Source organism: Ihubacter massiliensis, from assembly GCF_024125305.1.
GTDB classification, from domain to species: domain Bacteria; phylum Bacillota; class Clostridia; order Peptostreptococcales; family Anaerovoracaceae; genus Hominibacterium; species Hominibacterium faecale.
Genome location: NZ_JAMXVH010000001.1, coordinates 4,205,096 through 4,219,771 on the forward strand (window position 1 = coordinate 4,205,096; position 14,676 = coordinate 4,219,771).

General features: G+C 50.1%; 12 protein-coding genes and 1 tRNA gene. All 13 read left to right on the forward strand.

Features of this window, described 5'->3' with window-relative positions; translation table 11 throughout:
- Positions 1–349: 349 nt before the first annotated feature.
- The 13 genes from NIA71_RS19260 (at position 350) to NIA71_RS19320 (ending at position 14,676) form a co-directional block, all read left to right on the forward strand.
- A complete protein-coding gene (locus tag NIA71_RS19260; protein WP_148397725.1) occupies positions 350–718 on the forward strand; it encodes a GrdX family protein in 369 nt (122 codons plus the stop codon).
- Between the two features lie 20 nt (positions 719–738).
- Positions 739–1,677: a thioredoxin-disulfide reductase gene (trxB, locus tag NIA71_RS19265; RefSeq protein WP_148397726.1), complete on the forward strand. Its 939-nt coding sequence runs from the start codon at positions 739–741 to the stop codon at positions 1,675–1,677.
- 50 nt (positions 1,678–1,727) lie between these two features.
- Complete coding sequence (trxA, locus tag NIA71_RS19270; protein WP_148397727.1) at positions 1,728–2,045, forward strand: thioredoxin TrxA; 318 nt, start codon at positions 1,728–1,730, stop codon at positions 2,043–2,045.
- 117 nt (positions 2,046–2,162) lie between these two features.
- Complete coding sequence (gene grdA / locus NIA71_RS19275; RefSeq protein ID WP_148397728.1) at positions 2,163–2,624, forward strand: glycine/sarcosine/betaine reductase complex selenoprotein A; 462 nt, start codon at positions 2,163–2,165, stop codon at positions 2,622–2,624.
- A 272-nt stretch (positions 2,625–2,896) separates the two neighbouring features.
- Complete coding sequence (grdC, locus tag NIA71_RS19280; RefSeq protein ID WP_227754664.1) at positions 2,897–4,441, forward strand: glycine/sarcosine/betaine reductase complex component C subunit beta; 1,545 nt, start codon at positions 2,897–2,899, stop codon at positions 4,439–4,441.
- Between the two features lie 17 nt (positions 4,442–4,458).
- A complete protein-coding gene (grdD, locus tag NIA71_RS19285) occupies positions 4,459–5,571 on the forward strand; it encodes a glycine/sarcosine/betaine reductase complex component C subunit alpha (protein ID WP_253021227.1) in 1,113 nt (370 codons plus the stop codon).
- A gap of 116 nt (positions 5,572–5,687) precedes the next feature.
- Positions 5,688–5,784 (forward strand) — tRNA-Sec (locus NIA71_RS19290).
- A 25-nt stretch (positions 5,785–5,809) separates the two neighbouring features.
- Positions 5,810–7,219, forward strand: coding sequence for an L-seryl-tRNA(Sec) selenium transferase (gene selA / locus NIA71_RS19295; RefSeq protein ID WP_227754662.1), 1,410 nt, complete (start codon positions 5,810–5,812; stop codon positions 7,217–7,219).
- Entirely contained in the window at positions 7,216–9,135 is a 1,920-nt protein-coding gene (gene selB / locus NIA71_RS19300) for a selenocysteine-specific translation elongation factor (protein WP_253021228.1), read from the forward strand. Before selA ends, selB begins: the two co-directional genes overlap by 4 nt.
- Position 9,136: 1 nt before the next feature.
- Positions 9,137–10,048, forward strand: coding sequence for a selenium metabolism-associated LysR family transcriptional regulator (locus tag NIA71_RS19305; protein ID WP_148397733.1), 912 nt, complete (start codon positions 9,137–9,139; stop codon positions 10,046–10,048).
- A 28-nt stretch (positions 10,049–10,076) separates the two neighbouring features.
- Positions 10,077–11,231 (forward strand): aminotransferase class V-fold PLP-dependent enzyme, encoded by a 1,155-nt coding sequence (locus NIA71_RS19310; protein ID WP_148397734.1) that lies wholly within the window; start codon positions 10,077–10,079, stop codon positions 11,229–11,231.
- Between the two features lie 233 nt (positions 11,232–11,464).
- A complete protein-coding gene (locus NIA71_RS19315; protein ID WP_253021229.1) occupies positions 11,465–12,835 on the forward strand; it encodes a sigma-54 interaction domain-containing protein in 1,371 nt (456 codons plus the stop codon).
- Positions 12,836–13,023: 188 nt separating this feature from the next.
- Positions 13,024–14,676 (forward strand): APC family permease, encoded by a 1,653-nt coding sequence (locus NIA71_RS19320; RefSeq protein ID WP_253021230.1) that lies wholly within the window; start codon positions 13,024–13,026, stop codon positions 14,674–14,676.

The following is a 14,676-nucleotide window of genomic DNA, read 5'->3' on the forward strand; positions in this document are numbered from 1 at the left end:
GGGAGAACATACGGACGGTAAAATGTAGTACATCATGCATTTTGAATAAGAATCATTGAAAATCAGCTGATTGATAATATGAATGGCGAGAATTAAAAAAGTGGCATGGGACTTGCTTTTAATAATAGTGTCAAACAGTTCCATGCAGGGAATCATGCAAAATGAAGCAGACTCTCAATTTTGAGCAGCTGCGATCATAATTGCGCAGCGATGGATTTGACATCCTTATAGATTGGCTTGTTTTGGCGGATTTGAAAAGTGGCACTATATTTGCATTAATATAAATTGTAATCAGCAAATACAAAGATACGGCAGCTGGTATCGAAAAAAACAGGTGGAGGCAAAAGCCATGAATTACGTTGTATTGACCAACAATCCGCTGACAAAGCAGTTGGTGGAAGAAAAAACAAGCCACGAATTACAGTTTATCGACGGCAGCGTTCAAGCGGTCTTGTCAAAGTGCGAGGAACGCTTTTCAAAGGGCAATCACTTTTTAGCCGCAGACCCCATGGGAGGCAGACGGGCCAGACCCTTTCCCTATTTGACCATTATCCTGGAAAAAGGAAAAGACGCGGCTTTGGAGGATTGGGAACGGATCGCCGACTATTCGGTGCTCAACGGAAAACGAATCGACAAGTACATAAATAACAGCGAGCGGTTAAATGAGGATTTCCGGATCTTGGACTACTCGCTGACAAAGACAGCTTTAAAACTTTAAAAAAGAAAGGACGAACCCAAATGAGCAAATTGTATGATGTAATCATAATCGGCAGCGGCCCTGCCGGTTTAGCGGCAGGTCTGTATGCAGGAAGAGCCAGATTATCCACATTGATCATTGAAAAGGATAAGGACGGCGGCCAGATCGTGCAGACAGCGGAGATCGAAAACTATCCCGGAGGACTGGAAGAAGAATCCGGACCTACCCTCATCGATCGGATGAGCCGGCAGGCGGACCACTTCGGAGCAGAAAAAGTCCTCGACACCATCGTGGATATGGAGCTGGAAGGCAAGGAAAAAATCCTTACAGGAAAGAAAGATACATACCGTGCAAAGACCGTAATCATCGCGGCTGGAGCATCCCCGGTACCCATCGGTTGTCCGGGCGAAAAGGAATTTACAGGAAAAGGCGTATCCTACTGCGCGACCTGCGATGCGGCTTTCTTCGAAGACTTTGAAGTATTCGTAGTGGGCGGAGGCGATTCGGCGGTGGAAGAAGCCCTTTACCTGACCAAGTTCGCAAGAAAGGTCACCATCATTCATAGAAGAGACGCCCTCAGAGCGGCAAAATCCATACAGGAAAAGGCCTTTGCCAACAAGAAGATCGAGTTCATGTGGGACAGCGTAGTGAAAGAACTCAAGGGCGACGGGCTGCTGGAATCCATGGTGGTGGAAAATGTAAAAACCAAAGAGCTTACGGAAGTGACCGCAGATGAAGAGGATGGAACCTTCGGCGTTTTCGTATTCATCGGCTTTAAGCCTGAAAGCGAAGTTTTCCAGGGCAAGGTAGAGATGGAAAAGGGATACATTGTTACCGACCCTGACATGAAGACAAGCGTAGACGGCGTATTCGCGGCCGGAGACATCCGGGTCAAGAGCCTGCGGCAGGTGGTAACAGCAGCGGCGGACGGAGCCATCGCAGCTGTACAGGCAGGCAAGTATATTGAAGAGAATGAATAATTCCAATTGATTGATCAACCAAAACCCCAAAGATAGAAAAGGAGAATGAAATGATTATTTGTGACAAAAAAACATTTGAACCGGAAGTTTTACAGGCAGAAGGCGTCGTATTAGTAGACTTTTTCGGAGACGGATGCGTGCCATGCCAGGCCCTCATGCCTCATATCGAAGGCTTTGCCGAAACCTACGGCGACAAGATCAAGTTCTGCAAGCTGAACACCACATCGGCGAGAAGACTGGCCATCAGCCAGAAGATCATGGGTCTTCCGGTCATCGCCATCTACAAAGACGGCGAAAAAGTAGAAGAGCTGGTGAAAGATGACGCCACACCGGAAGCAGTGGAAGAGATGATTAAGAAATACGTTTAATCAAGGGACAAACTTACATCGTTCAATTTTGATATATATAAATTTATGTATATATAGTGACTATGGCAGTGCCCTCAAAGCGCTGCTGCAAAAAAACAAAGAAAGGAGGACAACATAATGGCATTGTTAAAAGACAAGAAAGTAGTCATCATCGGAGACCGTGACGGTATTCCGGGCCCTGCAATCGAAGAATGCGCCAAGAGCGCTGGAGCAGAAGTCGTATTCTCATCAACAGAATGCTTCGTTTGAACGGCCGCAGGTGCTATGGACCTGGAGAATCAGAAGAGAGTAAAAGAATTCTACGACCAATATGGTAAGGAGGATTTAGTTGTTCTGTTAGGGGCCGCTGAAGGAGAAGCAGCTGGCCTTGCAGCAGAAACCGTAACTCTCGGAGATCCGACCTATGCAGGTCCTTTAGCAGGAGTCTCGTTGGGACTCTCCGTATATCACATCTGTGAACCTGAAGTTAAGGCAGAAGTCGATGAAGCTGTCTATGATGAACAGATCAGCATGATGGAAATGGTGCTGGATGTCGATGATATCGTAAGCGAAATGACTGCGATCAGAGATCAGCTGTAGTATTTTTACCATTGAATACGGCTTCGCCGCAGGGTAAAAAATACTGAATCTTGCTGCGACACAGCTTGCAAGTTATAGTATTTTTACCATCTATCCGGCGTTGCCGCGGGGTGGGAAATACGAAGACATGCGGGAGCCGCCTTCTGTCAGAGGCGAAAGGCGGCTTCTCTATTATACAGGAGATATCATCAGCGATATTTCCCAAGCATTGACAAAGGCGGCTTCTCAGGGAAGCGGGCTTTGTTCGAAATAAATGATGGAGGAAAAATTAAATGGGCGGATACGCAGTACTAAAGGGCAGCAGTTACACACTGGCAATCACACCTGACATGGTTTTATATAACGGTACGACACAGACAACCGAGAAAGCGGTAAATCCCGAATCGGAGTATTTGAAGGAACTTCCAAACCACCTGAGAAGCTATGAAGCTGCGGCAGGCTACCTGCCAAACCAGGTGTACATAGGAAACAAGACGCCGGAAGATTTGTCGGCGGAACCATTCCCATGGTACGACAAAAAAGTAGAAGGCAAAAGAGAAGGTAAATATGGAGAGATCATGCCCCAGGATGAATTCATCGGACTGATTCAGATCTGCGACGTATTTGACCTGGTAAAATTGGAAACATCTTTTGCAGCAGAGGTTGGAAAAAAACTAGCGGCCCATACGCTTATCGGAGCCGAGCGGGCAGCGATTTTAGATAAAAACAAAGAAACAGAAGAAGAAATAGCAAAGCTTGTTGAAGAAGAACACGCAGAACCGCTGTATCATGGCGGAAAGCTGGTTGGAGCAGTTAAGCGGGCCCACGACATCGATGTCAATCTATCGGCCCATGTCATGCTGGAAAACCTGGTGACAAAAGCATCCAGCGTACTGTCGCTGCTTCACCTTATAAAAGCATCCGGCGTCGATCCGTCGGAAATCGAATATGTGATCGACTGCTGTGAGGAAGCCTGCGGCGATATGAACCAGAGAGGCGGCGGAAACTTCGCAAAGGCTGCGGCGGAAGTAGCGGGCCTTGTCAACGCCACCGGATCCGATGCCAGAGGCTTTTGCGCCGGACCTGCCCACGCTCTGCTCAATGCGGCATCGCTGGTTAAGGCGGGAACCTTCAAGGCCGTTGCTGTCACAGCCGGCGGATGTACCGCCAAGCTGGGCATGAACGGCAAAGATCATGTTAAAAAAGACATGCCTATTCTGGAGGATGCCATCGCGGGATTTTCCGTACTCATCACAGCCGACGACGGAGTCAGCCCTCAGATCCGTACCGACATCGTGGGCAAACACACCGTAGGCACAGGCTCATCGCCTCAGGCTGTCATCGGTTCTCTGGTGACCGAGCCTCTGGATCGGGCGGGCCTGAAAATAACCGACGTCGACAAATTCTCCCCTGAAATGCAAAACCCGGATATCACCAAGCCGGCAGGAGCAGGAGACGTTCCAGAAGCAAACTATAAGATGATCGCGGCGCTGGGCGTAAAGCGGGGAGATATCGAGCGGGCCGGTATCGCCGATTTCGTTAAAGAACACGGACTTACAGGATGGGCGCCTACTCAGGGCCATATTCCTTCCGGCGTGCCTTACCTTGGATTTGCCAGAGAAGACATGATAGCGGGCAAGATTAAAAGGGCCATGATCATCGGTAAAGGAAGCCTCTTCCTGGGCAGAATGACCAATCTCTTCGACGGCATCAGTTTTGTTATCGAAGCCAACGACGGAAAAGGCGCAGAAGAGACAGCCGGTATCGATGAAGGAAGAATCAAGGAACTGATCGGAGAAGCAATGCGTGAATTTGCCGGAAATCTCCTCAGCAAATAAGCGGAAAGGAGAAGACGATGTCAGAACAGAACATAAAACAAATGATCGCAAAGTCCTTTATGGATATAGCAGACGGCCTCCAATCGGGAGACTTCAGCAAAAAATACACCATCGGAATCGCCGCCGACGGCAGCGAGCATGGAGACGACAATCTTCTGCAGGCGGTAAAGCTGGCGGAAGCAAAGGGCCTGAAGGCTGTGCTGATCCAGGGTGAAGATGCCCATGACAAAATGGAGGAACTGCTGGAAACGGGAGAGATCGACGGTGCGGTAACCATGCACTATCCGTTCCCCATCGGCGTATCAACGGTGGGCAAGGTGGTGACTCCGGCAATGGGAAAAACCATGTACCTTGCCACGACCACAGGTACGGCGGACACGGATCGGGTATGCGCCATGATTAAAAATGCCGTGTACGGGATTATTGCGGCCAAGGCCGACGGCGTTGAGAATCCGGCGGTGGGAATCGCTAACATCGATGGCGCACGCCAGTGCGAAAAGGCGCTGCTCAAGCTTTCAGAAGGCGGATACCCCATAACCTTTGCCCAGTCAAGCAGAGCGGACGGCGGCATCGTGATGCGGGGAAACGACCTTCTTCAGGGAACGGCGGATGTCATGGTCATGGACTCCCTCACCGGAAACCTGATGGTAAAAATCTTTTCTTCTTATACCACCGGCGGCGGATACGAATCCCTGGGATGGGGCTACGGACCGGGAGTCGGCGAAGGATTCGACAAGACCATTATGATTATTTCCAGGGCATCGGGAGCGCCGCTGATCGCAGGAGCAGTGGAATACGCGGCAAACCTTCTGAAAAACGGCATGAACAAGATCGCCGAGGAAGAATTCAAGAAAGCCAAGAAGGCCGGACTGGACCACATTTTAAAGGAATTTTCACAGCCCAAGGCCGCGGCTGCAGAGGAAGATCTAGTGGAAGCGCCGCCTAAGGAGATCGTCACCGCTCAGATACCAGGAATCGAAGTCATGGATCTGGAGGATGCGGTCATGGCCCTTTGGCGGGAGAACATCTACGCGGAAAGCGGAATGGGCTGCACAGGACCGATCATCCGCATCAGCGAAGCCAATAAAGACAGAGCAGAAGAAATACTGACAGAAAAACAATACATTTAATAGATAGAAAAGAGTCGGGCAGGTACGGCATGCGCCTCCTTATAATGCGAACTTTCTTGGTACCTGCCCTTATTCTTCAAAACATTACCACAAACATCCATATTCAGACAAGATATGGGGGTAGATGGGTGCTGGTGTGCCTTCCGGTCTTCAAAACCGGTTTGAGGGGTTAGGAGCCTCTCAGGTGGGTTCGATTCCCACATACTCCCGCCATAAACTTGCAGACAGGAGGATAAAGATGGAACATAAGCAAAAGCTTTTATCAAAGCTTCCCAAAGTAGATCAGACGCTGCAAGATCAGCGCCTATTTGCGTTTTTTGAGGATACATCGAGAGACTTGATCGTGGAGTCGGTAAGAGAGGTGATCGCAGAAGAACGAGCAAAGATTTTAAATGGCAGCGGATCAGCTCCGGCCTTTGATGAAGAAGCATTTTTCCAGGCCATCACTGAACGGATCAGCCAGAAGAAGCGCCCCAGCCTGATAAACGTAGTCAACGCAACAGGCGTGGTTCTTCATACCAATTTGGGAAGGGCGGGATTATCCCCTTCTGCGTGCGCCAACGTGATGAAGATCGCAAAGGGTTATTCGACCTTAGAATATAATGTGAAAAAGGGAGCAAGGGGCTCCCGCCATTCCCATGTGGAAAGCCTCATCTGCAAAATAACAGGAGCTGAGGCTGCGATGGTGGTCAACAATAATGCAGCAGCGACGATGCTGTGCCTTTCAGCCATGGCTGAAGACAAAGAAGTCATCGTGTCCAGAGGCGAGCTTGTGGAAATCGGCGGCTCGTTTCGCATTCCCGATATCATGGCAAGAAGCGGAGCAAAGCTGGTAGAAGTGGGAACGACAAACAAGACTAAGATTGCCGATTACAAACATGCCATAACGGAAGAGACCGCAGCCATCATGAAGGTTCATACCAGCAATTACCGCATCGTCGGCTTTACAGCGGAAGCCGATCTTGCGGAGCTGACGGCTCTGGGAAAGGAAAGCGGCCTTCCGGTCATCTACGATATGGGCAGCGGCCTTTTGGTAGACCTGAGCAGCTACGGCATTAAAGAACCCACAGTGGGAGAAAGCCTCAAGACCGGTATCGACGTGATCCTCTTCAGCGGCGACAAGCTGATGGGAGGCCCCCAGGCCGGGATCATCGCAGGAAAGAAAAGCCTCATCAACCAGATGAAAAACCACCCCCTGGCAAGGGTAGTCCGAATCGATAAGATGACATTGGCCGCTCTCGAATCTACTTGCAGGACTTACCTTGACCAGGAAAAAGCCCTCAAGGAAATACCCGCGCTGCGAATGCTGAGCGAGGATATCCAGTCCATGAGAAGCCGGGGCGAGCAGCTGAAAGCCCTTTTGGACGATTCCATGTTCTTCAAATGCCGGGTGGTGGAAGCGGCGGAACAGGTGGGAGGCGGCAGTGCTCCCACCACCGAACTGAAAGGGATCGCGGTGAAACTAGAGACCGAGATACCGGCGGAGAAAATAGAACGGCTCCTGAGAAAAAACAACATCCCTATTATCGCCAGGATCATCCGCGACGCAGTTTACTTTGACATGCGCACAGTGGCCGATGAGGAGCTGCCGATCATCGCAGAGGCGATGGCGGCAATCGAAACTGCCATTAGGAGGTCGAGATCATGAAGAATGTGATAATCGGAACAGCTGGCCATATCGACCACGGCAAAACCTGCCTTATCAAAGCCTTGACCCAGATTGACACCGACCGGCTGAAGGAAGAAAAGCAGCGGGGCATCACCATTGAGCTGGGGTTTGCCGATCTGCCCAACGACATGGATCTGGATATTGGTATCATCGACGTGCCGGGCCACGAAAAGTTTGTAAAGCATATGCTTGCCGGGATCGGCGGCATCGACATCGTGCTCCTGATCGTAGCCGCGGATGAAGGCTTTATGCCCCAGACAAAAGAACACTTTGAGATTCTCAAAATGCTCAAGATCAAAAAAGGCATCGTGGTAATGACCAAGGCGGATCTGGCGGATGAAGAGTGGCGAGAAGTGGTAAAAGAAGATATCAAGGACAATGTGGCAGGCACGTTCCTGGAAGGCGCGCCGATTATGGAGGTTTCTTCCTATACAGGCCAGGGCATCGAAGAACTGAAAAACCAGATCCTGGAAATGGCGGCCCAGTGCGGGAGCAGGCGGGAAGACCGAAGGCTGCTCCGGCTGCCCATCGACCGGGTGTTCACCATCGACGGCTTCGGCACGGTCATTACCGGAACCCTGATGGAAGGCTCGGTGGGAACCGGCGATGAGGTGTTGCTCTATCCGTCCCAGAAAAAGGCAAAAGTAAGGAATATTCAGGTACACGGAAATACAGTGACGGAAGCCAGAGCCGGCCAGCGTACTGCCATCAACCTGGCAGGAATCAAAAAAGAGGAGCTCAACCGGGGCGATGTGGCCGCTTACCCGGGGCTTCTTGAGAACACACGAATGATCGACGTGCGGATCGATATGTTCGACCGAACAAAACGCATCCTCAAATCAGGCAGCAGACTCCACTTCTATTATGGATCGGCGGAAGCCCTGTGCAAGGCCGTCCTTTTGGATCAGGAGGCGATAGGTGAGGGAGAGTCCTGCTACGCCCAGCTGAGATTTGAAGAAGAGATCGCCGTCAAGCGGGGCGACCGGTTCATCCTCCGGTTTTATTCACCACTGGAAACCATCGGCGGCGGTAAAATCCTGGACGCTGCCGCCAAAAAGAAAAAACGCTTTAGCGAGGAAGCAATTGCCAGCCTTAAGATTCAAGATGAGGGAAAGGACCAGGATGTCTTGGCCCAGATTTTCCTGGAAGAAAGCTTCCGGCTGGGAGATCTGGCGGAAGTGATCCGAAAGCTGGGAAAGACAAAGGAGGAGGCGGAAGAACTGGTTGATGCTCTGCTTGAAGAAAAGACCATCAAGAAAATCAGTGAAAACCTTCTTTTACATAAAACGTATTTAAGCGATGTTCAATCCAAAGCAAAGGCACTTTTGGAAAACTATCACAGGGAAAATCCCGTAAGCAGCGGCATGCCCAAAGAGGAGTTCCGCGGAAAGCTGGGCAGACTCCTGCGCACAGAGGACCAGAAAAAACTGGAGCTTCTGATCAACGATCTTTTGCAGGGACAAGCCGTGAAAGAAGAAGCCGGAACCATGTCCCTCAGGGATTTTCAGGTGACATACACAGAGGAGCAAAAGAAGATGGCGGATCGTCTTGGAGCGATCTATGAAAAAGCGGGTCTGGAACCGCCGCTGACCCAGGAGGTGGCCGCAGGGGAAAAGGACCCCAGGCTGGCGGGCCAAATCCTGGGCTCCATGCACAACCGCGGAGTACTGGGCAGGCTGAACTATCAATACTATATGGACGCAGCCGCTTTAAAATCGGCAATAGACGTTTTGATCAATACCATCGACCGCCAGGGAAAGATCACCCTGGCCCAATACAGGGATCTGATCGGAACATCGAGAAAGTACGCTGTCATGATTCTGGAATACGCCGATGAAAACAAGATCACCAAAATGACCGGCGATTGCAGAGTGCTTTACAGACAGGAGGACTGATATGGATTTCAAACAGATTGAAGCCTTCGTCAATGTGATAAAATATAAAGGCTTTTCCAAGGCAGCGGAAGCGACCTTTTTAACCCAGCCCACCATCAGCGCCCATGTCAATGCGCTGGAAAAGGAATTGCAGCTGCAGCTCATCGACAGGACCAAAAAGGAAGCCCTGCCCACAGCGGAAGGAAAGCTCTTTTACAATTACGCCTTGACCATGCTCAATACCAGGGAGCAGGCCATTTACTCCCTGCAGAACTTTTCCCTCAACATCAACGGGACGATTGGCATACAAAGCTCCAGCATTCCGGGAGAATACATCGTGCCCGGGCTCATCGCGGATTTTAAAAAGGAATACGGTAAGGCGAAATTTTATCTGGAACAGTCGGACAGCTCCCTGGTCGCCGATAACATTAAAGCCCATAAGGGTGAAATCGGATTTACCGGACACAAAGAAAACGACGGGCTGACCTACAAGCTTTTGATGAAAGACAAGGCCGTCCTCATCACCCCTCAAGTTCCCCACTTTAAAGAACGCGAAGGAGAGCGGCTCCAGTTGAAGGACTTTATTGGAGAGCCGTTTTTGCTGAGAGAACGGGGTTCTGCCACAAGGGAAACCTTTGAAAAGGAACTGGACGCCAAAGGCATCCCCCACACTTCCATGAATGTGGCCGCCAGCATGAACAGCATGGAAGCAATCAAACAGGCGGTGAGAGGCGGCATGGGCGTATCCATCATTTCAGAAGTGGCGGCGGACCGTCAGAGGGCGGACAGAGGGTATCTGGTATTCGATATGGAAGATTATGACGAAGAGAGGGAGTTCTATTTGGTATATAACGATAAAATCACCATGTCGCCCACAGCCGAGACCTTCAAATTTTTTGTGCTTGAGAAATACGGATATAAGTTCGACTATTAGGCCGGGCTATTTTGCAAGGAGATAGAACATGAAGCAGATTTATTGTGACAATGGGAGCACGTCCTTTCCCAAAGCTCCAGGTCTTGGGGAGGCCATAGGAAAGCATATCGATTTTAACGGATATAACATCAGCAGGGGAGGATACAGGAAAGCTTACAGCCTGGAAGGGGAAATCATCGAAGCAAGAGAAGCCTTATGCAGACTCTTTCATTGCACGGATCCGAAAAACGTGATTTTTACTCCGGGGGCGACCATCGGCCTCAATATGGTGCTCAAAGGTTTGCTGAAAAAAGGAGATCATGTCATTACCACCTCCATGGAGCATAATGCGGTGGTCAGACCGCTGACCCAGCTGGAGAAGGAGGGTGTTTTATGGAGCGAGGCTCAGTGCGATGCGCAGGGCCGGCTGAATGTGGAAGAAATCAGAAAGCTGATCCGGCCGGAAACAAAGCTGGTGCTGGCCATCCACGGGTCCAATGTGTGCGGCACGCTGATTCCCATCAAGGAAATCGGCAGCATTTGCAAAGAAACGGAAATTTTCTTCTGCGTGGACGCTTCTCAGACTGCGGGGAGTGCCTTCATCGATATGGAAGAATGCTGCGCCGACGCCCTCATAGCGCCGGGACATAAAGCCCTCCTTGGGCCTCAGGGAATCGGCATCGTGCTCCTTTCCAAAAGGATGGCCGGAGCGATGAAACCGCTTTTTTCCGGCGGTACGGGAAGTGCTTCCGACAAAGAGGAAATGCCGGAACTGCTGCCGGACAAATTCCAGCCGGGAACGCTGAATATCCCTGGCATCATCGGCCTCAAGCATGCGGTGGATTTTATAGAAAAGGAAGGGCTGGCCGCCATCATAGAAAAGAAACAGCGGATTACAGATGCCTTTCTTGAAGAGGTGAGCAATATGAAGGGAGTCAGGCTGGCGGGCCTTCCTTCCGGCGGCGGCCGGTGCGCGGTTGTATCTCTGGATTTTGTCAATTTGGACAATGCAGAGGCCGCTTTTACCTTGGAAAATGAATTCGGGATCATGACCAGATGCGGGCTCCACTGCGCGCCCCATGCACATAAGACGCTGGGGACCTTTCCCCAGGGGACGGTCCGGTTTTCCTTCGGCTATTTCAATACCATGCTCGATATCCGGCTGGCCGCGGGAGCGCTCAATCGGATTTTGAGCAGCCGCTGACTTGGGGATTGGACAGTCTGGGTATTTGGGCAAAAAAACAAGAAACTCTTAAAAATTTACGCATTTTCCAACGATTCCAAGCTCTCAAATTCAGTTTAAAGGCAGATTTCTTGTTTTAAACCGATATGAGGCCCCGCAAACCCACAACTTTGCGTAAATTTTTAGGCCGGTCCCCTAAATTTACTGGAGCCCGATTCCGGCAGCAAAGGACGGATCCTGATTGGAGGTGCAGGATGGATTTTAATAAGCTTACGGAGAAAGAAAAGCAATATGCAAGAGCAATTATCGAATGTATCGATGACGGCGTATTTATTACCGACGGCGAAGGCACTGTGATCGACTTGAATATCAACAGCCTGGGATGCCAGAAACGGGAAAACATCATCGGCAGAAACATGCGGGAACTGATCCAGGCCGGCATTTACCGGGATTCGGCCGCGCTGAGGGTGATCGAGGAGAAAAAGCCGGTCAGCATGTTTCAATATGAGGAAACGGATCTCTTAACCACCGCCATGCCCTATATGGAAAACGGCAAGGTGAAGATGGTGGTTTGCTGCGAACGGGAGATACACACCTTAGAGGCCATTGAGCGGGAGCTTGAGGAAAGTCTGGAGAAGAACAGCAAGTACGAACAGGAGCTTTTGTATATCCGGGCTGAGATGACGAAAAACGTGGGCATTATCGCTGAATCACCCCAGATGCGAAAAGTGGTGGATTTGGCAATCACGGCGGCCAACTTTGACTCCAGGGTGTTAATCCAGGGCGATACAGGAACCGGCAAAGAGGTAATTGCCAAGCTGATCTACAGCAGCGGCAAGCGAAAAGGAAAACCCTTCATCGCCGTCAACTGCGGAGCGATTCCAGAAACCCTGTTGGAATCGGAGCTCTTCGGATATGAAAAAGGGGCTTTTACCGGGGCCAGTGATACCGGCAAAAAAGGGTTCTTCGAGCTGGCTAATGAAGGAGTGCTCTTTCTTGATGAAATCGGAGAAGTTTCCCTGGGCTTTCAAGTGAAGCTGCTCAGAGCCATACAGGAAAACGAAATCATGCGTGTGGGCGGGAGCAAATCGATCAAGGTCAACGTACAGATTATCGCCGCTACCAATAAGGATTTACTGCAAAAGGTGGAGCAAGGGGAATTCCGTGCCGACCTCTACTACCGGCTCAGTGTGTTTCCCATTAAAATACCGGCGTTGAAAGAGCGTAAAGAAGAAATCATGTCCCTGGTGCAATTCTTTACCGACAAGCTGAATCAGCAGTACGGCAAGGAAAAATGTTTTTCACCCAAGGCCATGAAAATCCTGCAGAATTATTCCTGGCCGGGAAATATCCGCGAGCTGGAAAACGTGGTGGAGAGGCTGATGCTCATCAGTCTAAACGATGTAATCAAGGAGGAGGATGTGACGACTATGCTCTTTGATGACGGAACCATCGATAACTTCCAGTATGAGGGCATCACTCTGGAAGAAGCCGTCGCCATTACAGAAAAGAATTTAATAAAAAACTACATGGAAAAATGCGCCAATCCGCCGGAACTGGAACAGGCTTTGGGGGTATCTCGAGCCACGTTAAACAGAAAAATCAGTAAATATGGATTAAGATAAACCTTGTTTGTTCACAGCAAACCTGCTCTCCTTTGAGTTTTCCTGCTCATTTGAGAGCAGGTTTGTTTTTTGTATTTTCTGAAAACGTTGAAATTGAAAGGATTACAGGGTTGGCATTATATTTGCTATATATAGAAACGATTGTACAATTATATTATATTGATAAAAATGATAATAGGAGGAGTGTAATGGACAAAAACAAAGGACCTGACCTGGTTCTCAATAATAGTAAGGTCAAGGCTCAAGATGTAAAGCTTTATACTATGGTATTCATCATGTACAGCTTCTGCTGCGGCGGATGCTTTGGAATCGAAGAAATGATTCCGGTGGCAGGCCCGGGAATGACGGTACTGCTGCTGATTTTAATCGCGCTCTTTTGGGCGACTCCCCAGGCAATGATTTCCGTGGAACTGGGATCGGCCATGCCCTATACCGGGGGTTTCTACAAATGGACCCAGGCCGGTCTGGGCGAATTCTGGGCCTTTGTCGCCGGATGGTGCAGAGTAATCGCCCAGTATGTGGAGAATTCATCGTATATCATCCTGGGAGTGGGGTATTTAACTACTCTGATCCCCATGTCGGAAGGAACGGCCTTTATCATCAAAGTTGCAATCATCTTATTCTTTACGGCCATCAACCTGAGAGGCATCAAGGAGGTGGGCTGGGTAAGCACCTTGCTGTCCATGGTCATCATTATCGCCTTTGCCTTTGTAGCTGCTGTGGGATTTGTCAACTGGGATTCCAACCCGATACAGCCCTTCTACAACGAAGAAGAAGGCTTGTTCTGGGGTATTTCGGGAGCCCTTGCCATCGGAATGTGGATGTATTCGGGCTATACCTCGGTTTCCACCCTGGCAGGCGACTGCAAAGACAGAACGGTTGTGCCAAAAGCCCTGCTGATCGGTCTGCCGCTGATTACGCTGACTTACCTGCTGCCGACTCTGGCAGGCGTTTCTGCGACTGGAAACTGGCAGGATTGGGGATCGGGCGGCATCAATTATTCCACCGTTGCCGCAATGGCAGGACCCGTATTCGGAGCCCTCATGGTGGTTGTCGCCATCGTGGGATGTCTCTCCAACTACAATACCTGCATGATTTCTCTTTCAAGAAATTTCTACGCTATTGCCGAGGACCGGCTGGCGCCGAAAATTCTGACCAAGGTTAGCAAGAACAAGGGGATTCCCTATGTGACCATCGTTACCATCGCCATCGTATCCATCATCGGCTGTACCCTGGATTTTTCTACCGTAATCACCATGTCGGTAACGCTGTTTATCGTCGATTATGTGCTAGTCTGCCTGTCCGGTATCGCTCTGAGAAAAAAGGCCCCTGAAATGGAACGGCCTTTCAAACTGCCCTTCGGAATAAAGGGTGTGACCCTCATGCTGATGCCTGTGTTTATCGTAGCTTTCATCGCACTGATGATTAACGGCGCCGACTACTTTGTGTCAGGCATGGCGGCTGCGGCCATTATCCCGCTGCTATATGTGTACTTTAAGAGAAAGAGCGGAGGCCTGGCTTCCTTCGGGGCGGACAACGAGGAAGTGAATCCGCGGACAAAACTGTGTTTCGGAGATTTAAAACGAATCGCGGTTCTCTACGGCGTGCTGGGGATTCTGGGAGCTATCGCGAGCTTCTTTCTGCCGTTTTATGAAGGCTCCTGGGGCCCCGAATACTATATGGAAACCTACGGACCGGAAAACGCCTTTGCCTTTATCATCGCTGCCGTAAGAGTGCTCACAGTCGTCTATATCGCGGTAACCTGCATTTTGGCCTATTTGTCGAAGAAGGTAGATCAAAAGCAGACGGAAGAAATAAACAAGAATGAGAAAGGAGCGTAA